This is a genomic window from Blastococcus sp. Marseille-P5729, from assembly GCF_900292035.1.
Classification (GTDB): domain Bacteria; phylum Actinomycetota; class Actinomycetes; order Mycobacteriales; family Antricoccaceae; genus Cumulibacter.
This window is the reverse complement of sequence record NZ_OMPO01000001.1, coordinates 1,313,841-1,334,244: the sequence shown is the minus strand read 5'-3', so window position 1 is coordinate 1,334,244 and position 20,404 is coordinate 1,313,841. Positions and strand designations below refer to the sequence as shown.

Genomic DNA, 20,404 nt, shown 5'->3' with positions numbered 1-20,404 from the left:
GGATGGGGCTGGGATGCGGCATCTCTGCCGGATCCCAGCCCCATCGGTTGCGGTGCTTGCTAGCCCTTGGAGGAGTAGCTGCCCTTGATGCTGCCCTGGTAGCTCCCGTCCGGGCCGGAGCCTGCGCGCTTGCTGGGTGCGGCCGCGGGCTTCGCCGCCATCGAGGCGGACGCGGGCGCCTGGTGGTCAGCGGGGGGCGCGCTCGCCGATTCGTCCGGCCCGGTGGCATCGGCGGCGTAGGACTCCTCAGGCGCACCGGACTGTGGCTCGTCAGCCTGCTCCTCGGGAGCCGCATGGCGTGGGCCCTGCTCGGCTGGAACCTCAGCCGGAGCCTCGGTCTCGGTTTCCGGAGCCTCGTCCTGCGGCGCCTGCGAGGCGGGTGCCTCCGCTGGCTGCGTATCCGCGGTCGCCATCTCGGTCGGCACCTGGGCGGCCGTGTCTGCCGGTGCCTCAGCTGACGCCTCGGCGGATGTGTCCGCCGGTGCAGCAGCCGGGGCCGGGGCCTTGCGCTGGTACTTCGAGAGGTCCGAGTTGCCGTAGCTGCCCTTGACGTTGGACTTCGGCAGGGACGGCGCCGCCGGTGCTGCCGAAGCAGCTGCCCTCGGTGCCTCGTCCGCAAGGTCCGCCTTCGCCTCGGCCGCGGGGGTCTCAGCGTCGGCCTGCTCGGTGCCCGGTGCCTCGGCAGCCGGAGCCTCTGCCACGGGAGCCTCGGTCTCGGGGGACTCCGCAGCCGGTGTCTCGGCCGACGCGTCAGCCGGTGCCTCGGCCGGGGCCGCGGCGGCCGGAGCGGCCTTCTTCGAGTACTTCGACAGGTTCGAGTTGCCGTAGCTGCCCTTGTTGCTCGAGCCGTAGGACCCCTTCGGAGCAGCCTTCGCCTCGGTAGCGGGCGCCTCGGCTGCGGGCGCCTCGGCGGTGGCCTTCTCGGCACCAGCAGCGGTTGCACCCGTCGCCTCGGCCGGCGCCTCGTCCTTGGGTGCCGCGGCTGCCTTCTTCGAGTACTTCGCCAGGTTGCCGCCGCCCGAGCCGTAGGAGCCCTTGGCCCCGCCCGACCCGTACGAGCCCTTCGCCTTCGGCTTCTCCGCCGACTCGGCAGGTGCCTGCTCGGCGGCCTGGGCGGCCTTCTCCTCGGCGGCGATCTCGGCCGCGTCGCCATCCGGCTGCGACCGCTTGCCACCACCCGACGAGTACGCCGTCGCCTTGCCGCCGGAGGAGTACCCGCCGGCCTTGCCGCCGGAGGAGTATCCGCCGGCCTTGCCGCCGGAGGAGTATCCGCCGGCCTTGCCGCCGGAGGAGTATCCGCCGGCCTTGCCGCCGGAGGAGTATCCGCCGGATGTCGACTTCTCCGCCGGTGCCTGCTTGGCAGGGGGAGCCTCCGGTGCCGCGACCGACGCGGTTGCAGCAGGCGCCTCCTCCTCCGCGGCCTGCGGCTCGGCGACAGCGACCGCTGTAGCGGCCGGAGCGACTGCCGCCGCGGCGCTCGCGTTGCGCACCGCCTCCGCGAAGCGTACCGACGACTCCTGGACGCCGGTTACCGCGACCGCGCCCACCGGGGCGACCTCCCGCTTGTCGGCGCCCTTCATCGAGCGCTGCATGATCTGCGCGACGTCCAGGACCTCGACCTCCTCGCGGACCTCGCCGGCCTGCTTCTTCGCGGTGATCGCGTCGGTCAGCATCGTGATGCAGAACGGGCACGCCGTCGAGACGATGTCCGGATCGAGCGAGACGGCCTCGTCGACCCGCTCGACGTTGATCCGCTTGCCGATCCGCTCCTCCATCCACATGCGGGCGCCGCCGGCGCCGCAGCAGAAGCCGCGGTCCTTGCAGCGGTGCATCTCCTCGGTGCGGATGCCCGGGACGCCGGCCAGCACCTCGCGCGGCGGGGTGTAGACCTTGTTGTGGCGGCCGAGGTAGCAGGGGTCGTGGTAGGTGACCTTGCTGTCGATCGAGGTGACCGGGGTCAGGCGGCCGGTCTCGACCAGATGGCCCAGCAGCTGGGTGTGGTGCACGACCTCGTAGACGCCGCCGAGCTGCGGGTACTCGTTGGCCAGCGAATTGAAGCAGTGCGGGCAGGTCGCGACGATCTTGCGGGTGCCCTCCCTGCGGTTCTCGAACACACCGTTGAGTACCTCGACGTTCTGCTGAGCGAGGCCCTGGAAGACCATCTCGTTGCCGAGGCGGCGGGCCGGGTCACCGGTGCAGGTCTCGCCCGAGCCGAGGACGCCGAAGGAGACACCGGCCAGGTCGAGCAGCTCGGCGACAGCCTTGGTGACCTTCTTGGAGCGGTCCTCGAGTGCACCGGCGCAGCCCACCCAGAACAGGTACTCGACGTCCTCAGGGATTTCGCCCTCGATCTTGCGGACCTCGAAGTCCAGGCCCGTCATCCACTCGTCGCGGGCATTCGAGGCCAGGCCCCACGGGTTGCCCTTGCCCTCGAGGTTCTTGAGCATCACTCCGGCCTCGGACGGGAAGGCCGACTCGATCAGCACCTGGTAGCGCCGCATGTCGATGATGTGGTCGACGTGCTCGATGTCGACTGGGCACTGCTCGACGCACGCGCCGCAGGTGGTGCAGGACCACAGGACGTCGGGGTCGATGACGCCGTTCTCCTCGGCGGTGCCGACCAGCGGACGCTCGTGTGCCGCGAGCGCGAGCGCGTTTACGCCCTCGAGCGCGTTGGGGTTGCCGATCTCCTCGCCCATGCCATCACGCCGTCCACCGGCCTGCAGGTACGGCGCCAGGGCGTGCGAGTGATCGCGCAGCCCCATGACCAGCAGCTTGGGCGACAGCGGCTTGCCGGTGTTCCAAGCAGGGCACTGCGACTGGCACCGACCACACTCGGTGCAGGTGGAGAAGTCGAGCAGACCCTTCCACGTGAAGTGCTCGACCTGCGATACGCCGAAGAGGTCCTTCTCAGGATCGGCCTCCTCGAGCTCGAGCTCCTTGCCGTCGCTCATCATCGGACGGGCCGCGCCCAGCGCGGTAGCGCCGTCCGAGTTGCGCTTGAAGAAGATGTTGAAGAAGGCCCACAGCCGGTGCCAGCCCACACCCATCGTGGGCACCATCGCCAGGGTGAAGAAGAAGGTCCAGGACGCCATGATCTTCACGAATGCCACGAGGCTGAGCAGGACGCCGGCGGCCGACCAGGTCACGCCGAGCGACTCCCACAGGCTGGCGAGCGCGTGGGTGACCGGCGCGGCCCAGACCGGGAAGTACTCATCGCCCGAGACGTTGGTGCGTACGACCTTGAACGAGCGGATCAGCAGGATGCAGAAGCCGATCGTGAAGACCAGGGCCTCGACCAGGTAGGCCTGCCAGAACGTGGAACCGGAGAAGCGGGACTTGCGCTTGGGGTCGCGCGGGTGGTTGAGCTGCCGGATGACGGTGAGGACGAGGATGCCGACCACAGTGCCGACCGACAGGATCTCCATCACCAGGCCGAACGGCGTCCAGTGGCCGATGAGCGGCAGCTCGAAGTCGGGATCCAACGCCTCGCCGTACGCCTCGACCAGGGTGAAAAACAGGCCGAAGAACCCGAGGTAGACCGCCCAGTGCGCCAGGCCCACCAGGTTCCACTTCAGCATGCGCGTGTGGATGAACGACTCCTTGAGAGTCGTCACGGCGCGCTGGCCCTTGTCGTTGCTGCGGGTGCCATCGGGCTGGCCGGCCTTGAAGACCTTCCACACGCTCAACGCCTTGCGCACAAACAGCGCAAGCGCGGTGAGCGTGAAGGCCACTGCCACGACGAACAGGATCCAGTTAAAGACGGTCATCACGGTCCTCTCGGGTTCCGGGTCGAGAATACTCCGAGTGAAGTTCCGGTGAGCGGGCCGCGGGGCGCTATCTCGATGGATCCGAATACGATTTGGTCTCGCTGCGCCGCCACGACGTCGACGGTCCTCGTTGGTGCCCGCCCGGCGTGCTCTGTTAGTCCGCGGGCCCGGGCTGGACCGAATGGCCGCTCGGCCTCTAGCGTCGAGTCATGAAGCCTGACCTGCACCTATCTGCCAACGGCCTCGACTTCGCCTGCCTCGAGCGCGGCAGCGGCCCACTTGCCCTCGTGCTGCACGGGTTTCCAGACACGCCCGTCTCGTTCGTGCCCCTGCTGGAGGCGCTCGCGGAGGCCGGCTACCACGCCGTCGCGCCCTGGATGCGCGGATACGCACCCACCTCGATCGCCGCCGACGAGGATTACTCGGTACCGGCCCTGGTCGCCGACGCGGCCGCGCTGCACGAGGCGCTCGGGGGCGGCCCGGACGCCGTGATCATCGGCCACGACTGGGGGGCCTCCGCGTCGTACGCCGCCGCCATCGCCCACCCGGACCGATGGGCCAAGACGGTGGTGATGAGCGTCCCGCCGCCGCCGTACTTCACCCAAAACCTGATGACCTACGAGCAGTTGAAGCGCTCGTTCTACATGTGGCTGTTCCAGCTCGGCATCGCCGAGAAGGTGGTGTCGTCGCGTGAGTACGCCTTCCTGGAGTCGTTGTGGCGCGACTGGTCCCCGTCGTACGACCCCACCGAGGCGCTCGTGGACGTCCGCCGCGCGCTGGCCACCCCCGATCACGTCACCGCTGCGATCGGGTACTACCGCTCGACCTTCGGCGCCTACCGGCTCGGTGCACCCCGCCGGACCGAGACGCCGGTGCCGCCGAAGCCGGCCCGCCAGCCGGGGCTGTACCTGCACGGAGTCGAGGACGGCTGCATCGCGGTCGACGCGGGGCTGCTGGCGAGGATCACCGGTGCGTTCGGGGAAGGCTCCTTCTGCGAGCATGTCGAAGGGGCCGGTCATTTCCTGGTCAACGAGCAGCCCGAGGTGGTCAGCAAGCGGATCGTCGAGTTCTTACGCGACTGAGGCCGTGAGGACGGACCTGCGGACCCCGGGAGTACCCTCGCCACGTGGATGACGAGGACCGGATCGCCCTGTTCGTGGACTATGAGAATCTCGCGCTCGGTGCGCGCGATCACCTCGGGGGAGGGTTCGACCTCAAGCCGGTGGCGGACGCGCTCGCCGAACGTGGTCGGGTCGTCGTCCGCCGCGCCTACGCCGACTGGTCGTACTTCGACGACGACCGCCGGATGCTCACCCGCAACCATGTCGAGCTGATCGAGATCCCGCAGCGGATGGGCGCGGTCCGCAAGAACGCCGCCGACATCAAGATGGCGGTGGATGCGATCGAGCTGGCCTTCGAACGCGGGTACATCACCACCTTCGCGGTGCTGACCGGCGACAGCGACTTCACGCCGCTGGTCGACAAGCTGCGCGCGCTGAACAAGCGGGTCATCGGCTTCGGCGTCCGACAGTCGACCTCGGCGCTGCTACCACCGGCCTGCGACGAGTTCCTGTTCTACGACGACCTCGAAGGGGTGGAGCCGCCCGGGACGAGGACGTCGCGATCTCCAGGGGGCGGCGGGTCCCGGCAGAAGAACCCCGCCGCGAGCCCTCCGGCTGAGCCCACGAACGAGGCGCTCGGCAGTGAACCGGGCGGCGGGCCGGACGACGACGTGGCGATCGCGACCGACGGGAGCCGCGCCGATCTGGCTGCCTTCGTGGCACAGTCCGTCGGCGGCCTGCAGCGGACCTCGGGAGGGCCGGTGACTGCATCGGTGCTCAAGCGGACCCTGCTGCGCAAGGATCCGACCTTCAGCGAGGCGAGCTACGGCTTCCGCGCCTTCGGCGAGCTGCTCGCGCACCTCGCCGAGCGCGAGGTCATCGAACTCGACCAAGGCCCGTCGCGGGGCGACCCTGAGGTCACGCTGCCGGAGGCGGGTGAGCGCAGCGTGGCCTTCGCGCTGCTCCGCGAGACGGTGGCCGCGCACGACGGGGACGGCGCGCCGCTGTCGGGCCTGAAGGACCTCATGCGGCAGCGGGACGCGGACTTCTCGGAGAAGACCCTGGGTTACGGGTCATTCCTGCAGTTCTGCAAGGCCGCCCAGACCGCCGGGCTGGTCGAGCTCGAGCGAGAGGACGACGGCTACCGCCTGCGCGCCACCTGACCCATTCCCGTTCGTCGGGTATTTCGCGCTCGTCGGGTGTTTTACGGTCGTCGAGCGAGTGTTTTACGGTCGTCGAGCGAGGGAGCGCCAGCGACCGATGTCGAGACGTGGTGGCCTGTTCGCGATGGTCGGTGTTCTGCGGTCGTCGAGCGAGGGAGCGCCAGCGACCGACGTCGAGACGTGGTGACCCTCCACGGTGGAGCGAGAGAGCGCTCAGTCGAGAGCTTCGCCGGCGAGGGCCTTCGCCGCGAGCCGCTCCTCCTCGGCTACTTCCCAAACTTCGTACGCCGAGTACAGCGCCAGCAGGATGATCCCGGCTCCGAGAATGATGTCCGGCCAGCCGGACCCCGTCCACAACGTCAACGCAGCCATCACGATGATCGAGACGTTGATCAGCACGTCGTTGCGAGCCGCGACGAAGGCCGCGCGCGACAGCGAGCCGCCATGCGATCGGACGCGGGCAAGCAGCCACGCGCTGATGCCGTTGATGACGATCGCGCCGAGCGATGCCAGAACGAGGGGCCAGAATGCGGGCGGCTGAGGGTCGCCCGCCTTGTCGATCGCCTGCCACGCCGCCGCGAGCGAGGGGACGACGATCAGCAGCGCCATGATCTTCCCGAGCACCGACCGACGGCGCAGCGGCCAGCCGAGTGCCACGAAGATCAGCAGATTGACGGCCGTGTCCTCGAGGAAGTCGACCGAATCCGCGAACAAGGCGACCGACGCGATCGCTAAGGCCACCGACATCTGCACGAAGAAGTAGCCGAAGTTCAGCACGGCCACGACCAGGACCGTCCGCCGCAATCGCGCCGGATCGGTGATGCGGTCCTCAGCGCGCACGCCGCACGACGATGGTTCTTCCACGGCGATCATCGTAAGGTCAGGCGTAGGGTCCCCGCCCGAGCGGAACCGCCGGTTCGGCGCGTGTCGTCTCACCGGCGCGCCGGAACGACTTCGGCGCACCGCACATTCTGAACACCACTACGCATGAGCACCGCCGAGCGGCTGAGCATCGGCGATTTCCTTGGGAGTCATCATGAGTGTTGACAAGTCCGCCCCGGGCGGCGACTACTACAAGGGTGGAGAGACCACGCCGGGCGGCGGCTACACCTTCGACTCGGATGGCGACGGTGTCGCGGACCAGGTCGGATACGACACCGACGGGGACGGCGTCCTCGACACCTACAACATCGACACCAACGGTGATCAGTGGACCGACACCACCGTGACCGACTGGGACGGCGATGGGTATGCCGACGACGGCTCGGCGACGGTCTACCACAACGAGTACGACACCGGTCAGAACCCGCCGGTCGCCGGCGGCGCGATCGCCGGTGACGGAGCGCCCGCGCCCGCTGCCCCCGCACCCGCTGCTCCCGCCTCGCCCGACACGACGTCGTCGGATGCTGGCTGGGTGTCGGAGACCTTCGACGATGCCACTGCGGGGTTCGAGGACGAGGTCTTCTCGACCTCGGCGGACGGTACATCGGCCAGCAGCGGCGATTTCTCCACGGACGTGTTCGCGGGCGGCTCAGGCGGCAGCGAGGCGGCGTACGACCCGACGGTCGCCACGACCGGCAGCTACTACGACAGCAACGGCGATGGCTACGCCGATGCACAGGACGCCTACAACGCCGACGGCGAGTACGTCGGCACCAGCTGGGACACCAACCAGGACGGCATTCAGGACCTGTACGGGATGGATACCGACGGCGACGGAGGCCTCGACACCTATGGCCTGGATGCGAACAATGACGGGGATATCGAGCTGATCGGCTACGACCACAACCAGGACGGCGTGATCGACGAGATGCACTCCTACGACGAGTGAGCTAGAGCCGATGAACGACCTGCTTCGACCCAATCCGGGGATGAGTGGTGTTGCGACGCTCAGCGCCGTCCCCGGATCGCTGCGGCTGGAGTGGCCGGACGGACGCCGCGAGTACCCGATCGGACCCGAAGGTGCCCTCACGCTCGCCAGGTACACCACCGTCGTCCGGCCGCCCAGGAGGCCGGGAGAGGTCCAGCGACGTGGTGTGCCGCGATCGGGGTGGCGGATCCTCGACGCGGCGGGCGGCACCCTCGCGTGGCTCGCGAACTCCGACCGCGAAGCCTACGATCCCGCGGCAGCCAAGCGGTTCGCCGAACGCGCGGGGCTGCAGTACGCCGACCTCGGGTACCTGCAAACGGCCGAGCTGACGGCGAGCGCGGGCGAGCGGATCGGTCCGGGCACCAGCGTCGCCGGCTCCGTCGCCGCGCCGCCGTTCCAGTGGATGATTGTCGGCGCCGTCCTCGGCGGTGCTGCGCTGTTGGCCGGGTTCTTCGTCCCGGAAGAGGGGTCGCGACCGGTGCTGGTAGCGGTCATGGCCTTCCTCGGGATGTTCGTCGGTGTCGTCCTGGCTCAGCCGCTCGGTCTGCTCGCACTGGTGTGGCGCGAACAGCGTTACTACCAGAGACATCGCGCCGCCGGGCTGCGCAGCGCGAACCGAACGCCTGGCCTGATCCTCGTCGCCGACGGGCACCGTCTGACCCTCCACGACTACGCCAAGGCCCAGGACTTCCCCCAAGGCCAGGCGCTGGTCCTCGCGCCGTACGACGTCACGGGGAGTGGCCGGCACGCGGAGCGCGGCCTCGTGGTCCGGGGACGAGACCCGCAGACCGGTGAACGGCTGTCAGCGGACATCACCGAGCCGTTCGACCCGCGCGAGCTCGCCGCCTTTGCCGCGTCGTACGGCATCCGGGTGGAACCCGCTCACGTGGGCCAGCTGCCCAAGCGGCGGACCGGCGTGGAGGCGGTACGCACCGATCTGGTGAGTCAGCTGCAGAAGGTCGCCTGGCTGGCGCCGGTCTTCTGGGTGGCAGCCCCGATCGTCGCGATCATCGGAGTCCTCGGCCTGACCGGGGTCCTGAGCGTGCCGATCGGCACGAGCATCTCCGCGCTGGGGTTCGCCGTGCTGCTGCTGGCGGGGCACGGGCTCATGGCCGCCCAGCTCAACGAGAGCCTGGTCGACCCGAAACGGCTCTGAACCTCATTCGAGGACCAGTGGCAGGCCCGCAAGCCGGAAGTGGTGCGGCTCGAACCAGCCGACGACGTCGCTGATCTTGCCGTTGCGCACCTGTAGAACCTGGAACTGGAAGGCCTCCCACTGATCGCCCTTGCGCAGGTACATGCCAACCGCGGGCTGGCCGTTCGAGCGGGCGCGTCGGAATCGCAGATCGCCCGCCTCGTTCGCAGGGCAGTGCGTGAACGAGAGCGTGGCGGCGTCCTGATTGCCGATATAGTAGCGATCGAACGGCGGCATCTGCCATCTGACGTCGCCGGCCATGGAGCTGACGATGGCGTCGAAGTCATGCCGCTCGAAGGCGTTGACGAAGGCGTCGACCGCCGCGGCGTCCTCGTCGTCGTCCGCGCGATCTGCGCCGGTCTCGCCCAGCCCGTCGCCCACGGCTGCGCGGCAGCGCTGCAGGGTCGAGTTCACCGACGCGACGGTGGTGTCCAGGGTCTCGGCGGTCTCGGCGGCCGACATCTGCAGCACCTGCCGCAGCAGGAGGACGGCGCGCTGCTTGGGAGTGAGCCCGTGCAGGGCCGCCGTCCACGCGAGGGTGATGTTCTCGCGACCGAGGAGTTGCTCCTCGGGAGTCGGTGCGGCGTCCTGCCACATCATCGCCTCCGGCAACGGCTCGAGCCACGGCTGCTGCTCGCGCGGGGTGATCGCGGCAGCAGGATCGCCGGGGCCTCCGCCGAGATCGCTGGGCAGCAGCCGCCGCTGCGCCGACGACAGCGCGTTGAGGCAACTGTTCGTGGCGATGCGGTACATCCAGGTCTTCACCGAGGATCGGCCGTCGAAGTCGTGAAATGCCCGCCACGCGCGCAGATAGGTCTCCTGCACCTGGTCCTCGGCGTCCACCGCGGATCCCATCATCCGGTAGCAGTGCGCGAGCAGCCCGGCACGCAGCGGCATGGTCTGGCGCTCGAAGTCCTCGCTGTCCACCGCAATCTCCTTCATCGAGTGGGGAATCTGCCGGGCTGTGGAGCACGCTAGCGGTATCGCAGCGTGCGCCACAGCCCCGCAGATCGTGGGTCTAGCCGAAGGAACCGGCCGCGGTGGCCTTCTCGACGTCCATCCACATGATCTCCCAGATGTGGCCGTCGAGATCGGCGTACGAGCGCCCGTACATCCAGTCGCCGTTCTGCTCCTTGCGGACCTGCGTGCCGCCGGCCGCCAAGGCGGCCTCGACGACCTGGTCCACCTCCTGCGGTCCGGACGCCGACAGGCAGGTAAGCACCTCGTGCTGGCCGGCCTCGGCGATCTGTGCGTCGTGGAAGGTTCCGAAGAACTTCCGGTCGAGCAGCATCGCGTACATGTTGGGGCCGAGCTCCATGCCGAGGCAGGTGCCCGCCTGGCACATCCGCTCGTCAAAGCGGTAGCCGATGCGCGTGAAGAACTCCCGGCTCGCATCGATGTCGGCGACGGGGAGGTTGACGAAGATCATCTGGTGCTGCATGGCGTTCTCCTTCGGGTCGGTGGTGCGGCTCTTGTCAGTACTGACCAGGCAGCCGCCGCGAACTCATCGGGATCGGGGAGAATGTTGCGGATAGACCGCTGAGCGCAGATGAGCAGAAAGAGCTGACCTGAATGATCGAGATCCTCTCGCCGCGCGAGATCGAGCAGATGAAGCCCGCCGGCGAGTTCGTCGCCCACGTGCTGTCGACTCTCCAGCAGGAGGTCCGCGTCGGTGACAATCTGCTCGACATCGACGCCCGGGCCCACGAGATGATCCGCGAGCGCGGCGCCGAGTCCTGCTACATCGACTACGCGCCGTCCTTCGGCCGCGGACCGTTCGGCCACGTCATCTGCACCTCGGTCAACGACGCGGTGCTGCACGGCAAGCCGCGCAGCTACAAGCTCAAGGACGGCGACCTGCTGAGCCTGGACTTCGCGGTGTCGGTCGACGGCTGGGTGTGCGACTCGGCGGTCAGCTTCAACGTCGGCACCGAGAACCCCGACGATCTGCGGATGATCGAGACCGCGACCAAGGCGCTCAACGCGGGCATCGCGCAGGCTCAGGCGGGCAACCGGGTCGGCGACATCTCGCACGCGATCGGGCAGATCATGCGCGGTGCCGGCTACGGCTTCAACACCGACTTCGGCGGACACGGCGTCGGCAGCACGATGCACGGCGACCCGCACGTGCCCAACGACGGCGCGGCGGGTCGAGGGATGAAGCTCAAGCCGGGCCTGGTGATCGCGATCGAGCCGTGGCTGATGGTCTCCACCGATGACCTGGTGATCGACGACGACGGCTGGACGCTGCGCGCCGCGGACGGCTCGCGCACCGCGCACGTCGAGCACACCGTCGCGATCACCAAGGACGGCCCGATCGTCATGACGGCCCGCGGGTAATTCGATCCCGCGGCCGATTCGCCGCGGCAGAGCGCCCAATCACTTAACAGTGCTAAGGGACTCGGGCACAATGGCGGCATGACGGGCGAGCCAGCGAGTGAGGTGCAGCGGCCGCCCGCGCCGACGTCGCGCCGCTCACTGATCGCGGCCGTGGTCGTGCTGTGCGTGACCCAGCTGGTCGGCTGGGGAGTGCTGTTCTACGCGATGCCGGTCGCGCTCGAGGTGATGAGCGCCGACACCGGCTGGAGCCGCTCGGCGCTGTCGGGTGCGTTCACCGCCGGGCTCATCGTGAGCGCGTTCGTCGGCGTGCCGATGGGCTGGCTGGTCGAGCGGCGCGGGCCGCGGATGCTGATGACTCTCGGATCGTTGCTCACCCTGCCGCCGATTCTGCTGATCTCGCGCGCCGAGTCGCTGACCGAGCTCACGATCGGCTGGATGCTGTGCGGAATCGCCATGCCGGCGCTGTTCTATCAGGTCTCCTTCGCCGCGTGCGCCGCGTGGCTGGGCAAGGACCGCGTCAAGGGGATCACTGCGGTCACGCTCGTCGGCGGGGTGTCCAGCACCGTCTTCGCCCCGCTCACCAGCGCGCTGCTGGAGGCCTACGGGTGGCGGACGACGTGGGTGATCCTCGGCATCCTGCTCGTCGTGGTGCTGGTGCCGTTGCAGTGGTTCTTCCTCACCCCACCGTGGACGCCGGTCCGCAAAGAGACCACGGGTATCGGTGTCGGGCCGATCGTCCGTTCGGGACGGTTCATCGCGCTATCGGCTTCGGTCACCACCTTCACGTTGTGCGGGTTTGCGGTCACCCTCACGATCGTGTCGCTGATGACCGAGCGAGGCTTCAGCCACGGCTTCGGCGCGGTTGCGCTGGGGGTGGTGGGTCTGGGCCAGCTCCTCGGCAGGCTCGGGTTCGGCCGCTTCAGCGCTCCAGCGATCCGCAGCATCCGCAACATCGTCATCGTGGCGACGATGGTCACGTCGACAATGCTGCTGGTGGCCATCACCGGCCCGATGTGGGCGGTCGTGGTGATCGCCGTCCTCTTCGGAGCGGCGCGCGGCGCGGGAACCCTGATGCACGCCACCGCGGTCGTCGAGGTCTGGGGACCGGAGCGGTACGGCGCGCTGGTCGGCGTCTTCGGCATGCCGATCACGCTTGCGCAGGCGCTGTCGCCCTGGATCGGCGCCTCGCTCGCCGGGGCTCTGGGCAGCTTCGCGGCGATGGACCTCGCCATGGCGATCGCCGCCGCGATCGCCGGAATCGGCATCTACCTAACTACGCGCGCTCGACCCGGGGACCGGCTCGAGGTCTACCCGAGCAGCGCATGAGTGGCTCGGTCGCAGACGGCGTCCGAGGGGCCAGAATATAGGGGTGGCTGAGCAAGATGCGGTGGTGACCTGCCAGGTCTGGCGTAACGGTGCGGTCGCTACCGAGCGGATACCGCTCGAGCGGATCTCCGACGAGTTAGCGAACCCCGGCTCGATGGTGTGGATCGATCTGGTGCGGCCCTCGCGTAGCGATCTGGAGAAACTGGCCGCCGCGGTCGGGCTGGACGACGCCGCGCTGGAGGACGCGACCGCCCCGCGGGAGCGTCCCAAGGTGACCCGGCATGCGCACCACCTGTTCTTCATGACCTATGCGACGCGACTGGTCGATCAGCCGCTCGACGCGGCCGACAACCACGGACGGCTGCGGCTGAGCCGTGTGTCGGGATTCCTGATGGACGGCGGGCTGATCACCGTCCGGCTGGACGACGACTTCGACATGTCGCCAGTGCTGCGGGCGTGGGAGGAGAACTACGACCTGCTCGTGCACGGCAGCGGCGCACTGATGCATGGGCTGCTCGATGTGATCGTCGACGGTCACTTCGAGACCATCCAGCAGCTGGACGACGGCATCGAAGACTTGGAAGATACGCTGTTCGAGGAGCGCCACACCGGCCGGGCCTTCCAGCGGTCCATCTACGGGCTGCGCAAGGACCTGGTGCAGCTGCGCCGGGTCGTACTGCCGATGCGCGAGGTCGTCAACACGCTGCTGCGGCACCGCAAGACCGGCAACAGCGCCCTCGATCCGCTGTACGACGACCTGTACGACCACGTCCTGCGGGCGGCGGAGTGGACCGAGTCGCTACGCGACATGGTGACCACCGTGTTCGAGACCAATCTGTCGCTGCAGGACGCGCACCTGAACGTCGTGATGAAGAAGCTCGCCGGGTGGGCGGCGATCATCGCCGTACCGACCGCGGTCACGGGATGGTTCGGGCAGAACCTGCCCTATCCGGGATTCTCGAACAACTTCGGGCTGGTCCAGTCCGTGGTGCTGATCCTCGCGCTGTCGATCGGTCTCTACGCGCTACTGCGCTCCAGGGACTGGATCTGAGGCCGGCGGCTACTTCTTGGTCAGCGTGAGGTCGTTGACCTCGATGATCTGCTCGCCGCAGGTGGCGGTGACGGTGCGCTTGGCCGTACCGCCCTCCTTCGGCATCTCGATGACGACGGTCGCCTCGGTCTGCTCGCCGCCGGCGGAGCACTGAATCGTCTCCTTGCTCTCGCCCTTCCAGGTGTCGCCCTCAAGCGTGAGGGTGACCTGGGTGTCGCCGGGGGTGATGCTCAGCGGGAGCTCGCAGCTCGCGGCGTCCGTGCACTCGCCCTCGATCGTCCAGGTCTGCGGGCTTTTGAATGCAGGGTCTCCGGCCTGCTTAGGCCCGCCGCCGAGCTGACCGGTCTGTGGACCGGTGTAGCTCGCGACGGTGCCGCTGACCTCGTAGGTGCCGACGATCGCCGCAGCAGCATCCTCGCCGCCGCCCTCCGCGGTGCCGGCGTCCCCGGAGCGGTCGGCGTCCTGTGAGGTCGTGCGCTCGCCGTCCGCTGCGCTGGACTCGTCGTCGCTACCAGGCTTGATGATCAGGAAGTAGACGCCCGCCGCGAGCGCCAGCACGGCGATCAGCGCAGCCAGCGGTACGGCCCACTTCTTTGCGCCGGAGCCCTCGTCGTCCGGCCCCTTGGCGCGCTCTGCCGATGCGCCGCCGAAGGGGTCGGGAGCGTCACGATAGGTCTGCTGCTGTGGGCTCGTGGGGCCAGTCTCGACCACGTACTCGTTCTCCGGTGACTGCCCATAGTCGTACGGCGGTTGCTGGCCGTACGACGCGCGGGGACCGTCCTGCTCAGTGCCCTGCGCTGCGAACTGACCGGGGGCAGTCGGCGGCGGAGGCGTGCTCGGCGCGCCGTCGTACGGGCTATGCGGTCCGGTCGGCGCCCCGAAGTCGCCGTTCGGGCCGTCGCTGGGGAAGCGCTGATCGGGATCGTGGGGATTGCTCACGGGGGCTCCAACCGGTGACTGCGAGGAACTGGAATGAGCCTACGACGTCCGGAACCGGATCTTGGACTCATCGACTTCGCGTACTCATCAGCGGACCGGGAATTACCCGCTCACCCTGCGTGTTGGACCGTATGTAAAGTTGAGCAAGACCGACTCAAGTCTTCGATCACGGCTTCGCTCAACCGAGCGAAGCAGACATATCCACCGAAACATCTAGAAGGAGAACACCCATGGCACGTGCTGTTGGTATCGACCTCGGAACGACCAACTCCGTCGTCTCTGTCCTCGAGGGTGGCGAGCCGAAGGTCATCGCCAACGCCGAGGGCTCGCGCACTACTCCCTCCGTCGTCGCGTTCGCCAAGAACGGCGAGGTCCTCGTCGGCCAGGCCGCCAAGAACCAGGCGGTCACCAACGTCGACCGCACGATCCGCTCCGTCAAGCGCCACATGGGCACCGACTGGTCGATCGAGATCGACGGCAAGAACTACACTCCGCAGGAGATCTCCGCCCGTGTGCTGCAGAAGCTCAAGCGGGACGCCGAGACCTACCTGGGCGATACCGTGAGCGATGCGGTCGTCACGGTTCCGGCGTACTTCTCCGACGCGCAGCGCCAGGCCACCAAGGAGGCCGGCGAGATCGCGGGACTGAACGTCCTGCGCATCGTCAACGAGCCCACCGCAGCCGCGCTGGCCTATGGGCTGGACAAGGGCGAGAAGGAGCAGACCATCCTGGTCTTCGACCTCGGTGGCGGCACCTTCGACGTCTCGCTGCTGGAGATCGGCGACGGCGTGGTCGAGGTCAAGTCGACCTCGGGTGACACCGAGCTCGGCGGTGACGACTGGGATCAGCGCATCGTCGACCACCTGGTGAAGACCTTCAACAACGAGCACGGCGTCGACCTGTCCAAGGACAAGCTCGCCATGCAGCGGCTGCGCGAGGCCGCGGAGAAGGCCAAGATCGAGCTGTCGGGCTCGCAGTCGACCACCATCAACCAGCCGTACATCACCGCTGGCCCGGATGGCCCGATGCACCTCGACGTCACGATCAGCCGCGCCGAGTTCCAGCGCATGACCCAGGACCTGCTCGAGCGCTGCAAGGCGCCGTTCAACCAGGCCGTCAAGGACGCCGGCATCGCCGTCGGCGACATCGACCACGTCGTCCTCGTCGGCGGCTCGACCCGCATGCCTGCGGTGACCGAGCTGGTCAAGGAGCTGACCGGTGGCCGCGAGCCCAACAAGGGCGTCAACCCCGACGAGGTCGTCGCGGTCGGCGCGGCGCTGCAGGCCGGCGTCATGAAGGGTGAGGTCAAGGACGTCCTGCTGCTCGATGTGACCCCGCTGTCGCTGGGCATCGAGACCAAGGGCGGCGTGATGACCAAGCTCATCGAGCGCAACACCACGATCCCGACGAAGCGCTCGGAGATCTTCACGACCGCTGATGACAACCAGCCGTCGGTGCAGATCCAGGTCTTCCAGGGCGAGCGCGAGATGACCCAGTTCAACAAGCGCCTGGGCATGTTCGAGCTGACCGGCCTGCCGCCGGCTCCGCGCGGCGTGCCGCAGATCGAGGTCACCTTCGACATCGACGCCAACGGCATCGTGCACGTGACTGCCAAGGACCTGGCTACCAACAAGGAGCAGTCCATGCAGATCACCGGCGGCTCGGCCCTGAGCAAGGACGAGATCGACCGCATGATGAAGGACGCCGAGGCGCACGCCGAGGAGGACAAGAAGCGCCGTGAGGAGGCCGAGGTCCGCAACAACGGCGACGCGCTGCTGTTCCAGACCGAGAAGTTCCTGGCCGAGAACGGCGACAAGGTCCCGGCTGAGAAGAAGGACGAGCTGAACGACGCAATCGGCGAGCTGCGCGGTGCTCTGGGCGGCTCGGACGTCGAGGCGATCAAGACCGCCCACGAGAAGGTCCAGAACCTGACCCAGCAGGTCGGCGCCGCGATCTACGAGCAGGCGCAGGCGGCAGGGGCGCCGGGCGCCGAGGGCGCGGAAGGCGCCTCGGAGTCGCCGTCCGACCAGGACGACGACGTGGTCGACGCCGAGATCGTCGACGACGAGGGCGACAAGAAGTAACCGTCTGCGGCGTACTTCGCCACGGAACCGGAAGGTTCGTGTGGTGAAGTACGCCGCCGGTCGGCATCACCAGACTGCATAGAGGGATCTCAATGGATAAGCAGAACGAGAACGCCGGCGGTGAGGAGCAGGAGCGCATCGTCATCCGCGACAAGCGTCGCGTGAACGACGAGAGTGGCGCCCCACGCACCCCATCTGCCGATCCGGCGGCCGCCGCGACGACGGACGCCCCCGCTGCGGACGCGAAGCAGGCAGAGCAGAGTGCGGACGTGCCCAGCGACGAGCAGCTGGTCGAGATCGACCGGCTGACCAAGGAGCTCGCTGAGCGCACGAACGATCTACAGCGGGTCAACGCCGAGTACGCCAACTACCGCAAGCGCAGCGATCGAGAGCGTGCGGAGATCGTGCCGCTGGCGCAGGCGGCGCTGCTGACCCAGCTGCTTCCGGTGCTCGACGACATCGACCGCGCCGACGAGCACGGCGATCTGACCGGCGGCTTCAAGAACGTCGCCGACGGGCTGCGGAAGGTGCTCACCGACGCGGGCCTGGAGGAGTTTGCCGCCGAGGGCGACCAGTTCGACCCGCAGATCCACCAGGCGGTTGCGCAGCAGCCCTCGCCCGACGTCGACAGCGAGCAGATCGCATCGGTCATGCGCAAGGGCTATCGCGTCGGAGAGCGCGTCGTCCGCGAGGCCATGGTCGCAGTAAAGGTCCCAGCGTCTTAACAGTGAGGAGGGGCGTTCAGTGAGTCAGAAGGACTACTTCGAGAAGGACTACTACGGCGCGCTGGGCGTCCCCAAGGACGCCAGCGCGGCGGACATCAAGAAGACCTACCGCAAGCTCGCCAGCGAGCTGCACCCGGACAAGAACCCGGGCGATACCGCCGCGGAGAAGCGGTTCAAGGAGGTCTCCGAGGCGTACGGCGTCCTGGGAGACCCGAAGAAGCGTGCCGAGTACGACGAGGCGCAGCGACTCGCGGCCAGCGGGTTCTCCGGCGCCGGTGGCTTCCCCGGTGGCTTCGGCGGCGGTCAGCCCGGCGGCTACTCGCAGTCGTTCAACGCCGAGGACCTCGCCGACCTCTTCGGCCGGGCGGGCGCGGGCCGAGGCGGTGGGTACGGCAGTGCCGGGCCCGACCTCGGCGACATCCTTGGCGGGATGTTCGGCGGCGGGCGCGGCGGGGATTTCCGCGGCGACTTCGGCGGCGGCGGCTTCGGCCAGCCCCGGCCGCAGAAGGGTGCCGACACCGAGGCGAGCGTGTCGCTGAGCTTCGAGGACGCCGTGAACGGGGTCAGTCTGCCGTTGCGGTTGACCGGACCGAGCGGCACACGCAACATCACCGTCAACGTGCCGGCCGGCATCAACGATGGCCAGAAGTTCCGCGTGAAGGGCAAGGGTCAGCCCGGTGTGAACGGGGGCCCCGCCGGCGACCTGCTGGTCAAGGCGTCGGTGGCCGAGCACCCGCTGTTCGGTCTCGACGGCCGCAACCTGACCATCACCGTCCCGATCACCTATGCCGAAGCGGTCCTGGGCGCTGACGTGCGGGTGCCGACCCTGGACAAACCGGTGACGCTCAGGGTGCCGCCCGGGACCCAGAGTGGCCGCAAGCTGCGCGGCAAGGGCAAGGGCATCACCACCAAGAAGGGTGCCGGCGACCTGATCGTGACGGTCGAGATCGCGGTGCCGAACAACCTCCCGGCGGACGCCGAGGAGGCGCTCAAGAAGTACGCCGAGCTCGCCGGCGAGAACCCGCGCCAGCATCTCGGGGTCTAACGACAGGATCGGACGAGGAACGGAGTCGACATGAGCAAGCGCGACCGCCCAGAGGCGGGGTTCGCCGATCTGCCCGCTGGGCACCTCGCAGAGGACGCGCCGGTGTTCGTCATCTCCGTGGCGGCCGAGCTCGCGGGGATGCACCCGCAGACCCTGCGCCAGTACGACCGCGTCGGCCTGGTCACCCCGGGCCGTACCGCGGGTGGTGGACGGCGCTACTCCCCGCGAGATGTGGCCGTGCTGCGCATGGTGCAGCGGCTGAGTCAGGACGAGGGAATCAATCTAGCCGGCATCAAGCGGATCATCGACTTGGAGAATCAGGTCGCTGCGCTGCAGTCCCGCGTCGAGGAGCTGCTGGTCGAGATCACCGAGATGGGCATGCGGGCCCGCGCGGCGGAGGCGGCGGTGCACGCGTCGTACCGGCGCGATCTCGTACCGTTCAAGTCGATGTCCGTCGTCCCACGTAATCACTTCTTCCGCTGAGCCCGGCCTGACGTGGGCGTCGCCCATGTCGGGCCTGCACTAGCGGTCGACTGGTGCCACACCGCTAGCGGCCCCGCTGGTGCCTGGCCTCCTCGGCAGCGCGCTGGGCGCGTTCGTCGTCCCCGGCCGCTCGCCAGGCAGCGGCCGCCACGTCCCACACGCTCGCGGCGGCCTTGTGATGCGCTGCGCTCATCAGCTCGGCTGCGGTCTGGGCATGCCTGCCTGCTGACAGCAGATCCTTGCTGTGCACCGATACCTGATACTGCAGCAGATGGGCTTCGATCTGCTCGTCGCCAGTGGTGTCACGAAGCAGGCTCCCATGCTCTTGTACGACCCGGACTGCCTCGTCGTGTGCTCCCTGGCTGAGCAGGACCTGGCCCAGCGTGAGGACTTCAGAGGGCAGGGTGTGCTGCCACGGGCTGTCGCGAAGCGACCGGATCGACTTCTCTAGGTCGGCCGCGCCGCTCGACCCGTCGCCCGACGCGATCCGTAGCAGTCCCCGCAGTCGCAGGGTGCTCGCCAGGAACACCGCGCCGAGCTCGTGGCCGGCCTCGACGGCCTCCTCGGCCGCGGCCAGAGCCCTGGGGAGCCCGTCGGGCTCTGCGCCGTACATCCCCGTGAGAAAGCGCAGCATCATCGCCAGCTGCATTGTGTCCTCATTCGACCGGGCGAGGCGGATCGACTCGGCTACCTTCGCGTGGGCGACATCGCCGTGGCCGGCGTCCAGCTCGCACAGTGCCGAGGCGCCGAGCACGCGGGCCCGCTCCCCGTCGTCCTGGGCGCGGGTCTCGGCCTCGGCAAAGTACTCCCGGGCTTGGTCGAATCGATGCACCTGGAGAGCGGCATACCCTGCGGCGAGGATTCCGTTGAGCAGCCGACGGGGGGTCGGCTGCGCCGCTCGCAGCGCCGTGAGCAGATGCTCCTGCTTCTGCGCGAGTGGGGCGATCGCGATCGTGTCGCTGCCAAGAGCGCTGATCTCGGCCGTCACGGTGCTCATTCGAGCCGCCAGCTCGTTCGCGTGGTCTCCGTGCGCGCGCCAGGCCTCTGACGCGAGGCGGAAGTGGTCGACCGCGTCCGCGAAGCGCATCTCCTGCGAGCTGACGTGCGCCGTCGCCTCGTGCAGTAGTGCTCGATGCCGATCGGTGAGCTCGACGTCCGCGCGGACGACCGCTTGCGCTGTTACCTCCCGGGCGCTGCGTAGCTGGCCGATCAGCGTGCCGGCCTCGATTGCGGTCTCGAACGAGTCGAGCGCGTGGGTGAGTCCGGCACTGGGCGAGACGTCCATGCGCCCATTGTTCCCAGATCGCTGATGCGGTGGCAGGCTGGGCACGGTTCCTGCCCCGTAAGAGGAG

17 protein-coding genes are annotated in these 20,404 nt (G+C 68.5%); 11 read left to right on the top strand and 6 right to left on the bottom strand.

Annotated features, from left to right (window positions below):
* Window positions 1-59 precede the first annotated feature (59 nt).
* Window positions 60-3,770 carry a heterodisulfide reductase-related iron-sulfur binding cluster gene (locus DAA40_RS06560; RefSeq protein ID WP_106848832.1) on the bottom strand — a complete coding sequence of 1,237 codons (3,711 nt, stop codon included), beginning with the start codon at window positions 3,768-3,770 and terminating at the stop codon, window positions 60-62.
* A 209-nt stretch (window positions 3,771-3,979) separates the two neighbouring features.
* On the opposite strand from DAA40_RS06560, the gene DAA40_RS06555 reads away from it, so the two are divergent.
* On the top strand, window positions 3,980-4,852 hold the full coding sequence (locus DAA40_RS06555; RefSeq protein WP_106848831.1) for an alpha/beta fold hydrolase: 873 nt from the start codon (window positions 3,980-3,982) through the stop codon (window positions 4,850-4,852).
* Between the two features lie 44 nt (window positions 4,853-4,896).
* Window positions 4,897-5,994, top strand: coding sequence for a PIN domain-containing protein (locus DAA40_RS06550; protein WP_106848830.1), 1,098 nt, complete (start codon window positions 4,897-4,899; stop codon window positions 5,992-5,994).
* Between the two features lie 213 nt (window positions 5,995-6,207).
* Here the strand turns inward: DAA40_RS06550 and DAA40_RS06545 are convergent, their stop codons facing one another.
* Window positions 6,208-6,858, bottom strand: a complete 651-nt coding sequence (locus DAA40_RS06545; RefSeq protein WP_199849548.1) for a cation transporter — start codon at window positions 6,856-6,858, stop codon at window positions 6,208-6,210.
* A 172-nt stretch (window positions 6,859-7,030) separates the two neighbouring features.
* On the opposite strand from DAA40_RS06545, the gene DAA40_RS06540 reads away from it, so the two are divergent.
* On the top strand, window positions 7,031-7,825 hold the full coding sequence (locus DAA40_RS06540; protein WP_106848828.1) for a hypothetical protein: 795 nt from the start codon (window positions 7,031-7,033) through the stop codon (window positions 7,823-7,825).
* A gap of 40 nt (window positions 7,826-7,865) precedes the next feature.
* Entirely contained in the window at window positions 7,866-9,020 is a 1,155-nt protein-coding gene (locus DAA40_RS06535) for a hypothetical protein (RefSeq protein WP_158716278.1), read from the top strand.
* 3 nt (window positions 9,021-9,023) lie between these two features.
* On the opposite strand, the gene DAA40_RS06530 is transcribed toward DAA40_RS06535, so the two are convergent.
* Together DAA40_RS06530 and DAA40_RS06525 are read right to left on the bottom strand one after the other, a co-directional pair.
* Entirely contained in the window at window positions 9,024-10,001 is a 978-nt protein-coding gene (locus DAA40_RS06530; protein WP_106848826.1) for an RNA polymerase subunit sigma-70, read from the bottom strand.
* 76 nt (window positions 10,002-10,077) lie between these two features.
* Window positions 10,078-10,500 carry a VOC family protein gene (locus tag DAA40_RS06525; protein WP_106848825.1) on the bottom strand — a complete coding sequence of 141 codons (423 nt, stop codon included), beginning with the start codon at window positions 10,498-10,500 and terminating at the stop codon, window positions 10,078-10,080.
* 131 nt (window positions 10,501-10,631) lie between these two features.
* Between DAA40_RS06525 and map the strand changes: the two genes are divergently transcribed.
* From map to DAA40_RS06510, 3 genes are all read left to right on the top strand, one after another.
* A complete protein-coding gene (gene map, locus DAA40_RS06520) occupies window positions 10,632-11,399 on the top strand; it encodes a type I methionyl aminopeptidase (RefSeq protein ID WP_106848824.1) in 768 nt (255 codons plus the stop codon).
* A gap of 78 nt (window positions 11,400-11,477) precedes the next feature.
* Complete coding sequence (locus DAA40_RS06515; RefSeq protein ID WP_106848823.1) at window positions 11,478-12,725, top strand: MFS transporter; 1,248 nt, start codon at window positions 11,478-11,480, stop codon at window positions 12,723-12,725.
* 43 nt (window positions 12,726-12,768) lie between these two features.
* Window positions 12,769-13,776 (top strand): magnesium transporter CorA family protein, encoded by a 1,008-nt coding sequence (locus DAA40_RS06510; RefSeq protein ID WP_106848822.1) that lies wholly within the window; start codon window positions 12,769-12,771, stop codon window positions 13,774-13,776.
* Window positions 13,777-13,785: 9 nt separating this feature from the next.
* On the opposite strand, the gene DAA40_RS06505 is transcribed toward DAA40_RS06510, so the two are convergent.
* Window positions 13,786-14,715: a hypothetical protein gene (locus DAA40_RS06505; RefSeq protein WP_106848821.1), complete on the bottom strand. Its 930-nt coding sequence runs from the start codon at window positions 14,713-14,715 to the stop codon at window positions 13,786-13,788.
* Window positions 14,716-14,945: 230 nt separating this feature from the next.
* Between DAA40_RS06505 and dnaK the strand changes: the two genes are divergently transcribed.
* The 4 genes from dnaK to DAA40_RS06485 all read left to right on the top strand — a co-directional run bounded on the left by dnaK (window position 14,946) and on the right by DAA40_RS06485 (window position 19,052).
* Complete coding sequence (dnaK, locus tag DAA40_RS06500) at window positions 14,946-16,799, top strand: molecular chaperone DnaK (protein ID WP_106848820.1); 1,854 nt, start codon at window positions 14,946-14,948, stop codon at window positions 16,797-16,799.
* 92 nt (window positions 16,800-16,891) lie between these two features.
* On the top strand, window positions 16,892-17,524 hold the full coding sequence (grpE, locus tag DAA40_RS06495) for a nucleotide exchange factor GrpE (protein WP_106848819.1): 633 nt from the start codon (window positions 16,892-16,894) through the stop codon (window positions 17,522-17,524).
* A 19-nt stretch (window positions 17,525-17,543) separates the two neighbouring features.
* The gene (locus DAA40_RS16860) at window positions 17,544-18,569 is read left to right on the top strand and encodes a DnaJ C-terminal domain-containing protein (RefSeq protein ID WP_106848818.1); all 1,026 of its coding nucleotides are present in this window, start codon (window positions 17,544-17,546) and stop codon (window positions 18,567-18,569) included.
* 30 nt (window positions 18,570-18,599) lie between these two features.
* Window positions 18,600-19,052, top strand: coding sequence for a heat shock protein transcriptional repressor HspR (locus tag DAA40_RS06485; RefSeq protein ID WP_106848817.1), 453 nt, complete (start codon window positions 18,600-18,602; stop codon window positions 19,050-19,052).
* 64 nt (window positions 19,053-19,116) lie between these two features.
* Here the strand turns inward: DAA40_RS06485 and DAA40_RS06480 are convergent, their stop codons facing one another.
* On the bottom strand, window positions 19,117-20,337 hold the full coding sequence (locus tag DAA40_RS06480) for a hypothetical protein (protein ID WP_106848816.1): 1,221 nt from the start codon (window positions 20,335-20,337) through the stop codon (window positions 19,117-19,119).
* Between the last annotated feature and the right edge of the window lie 67 nt (window positions 20,338-20,404).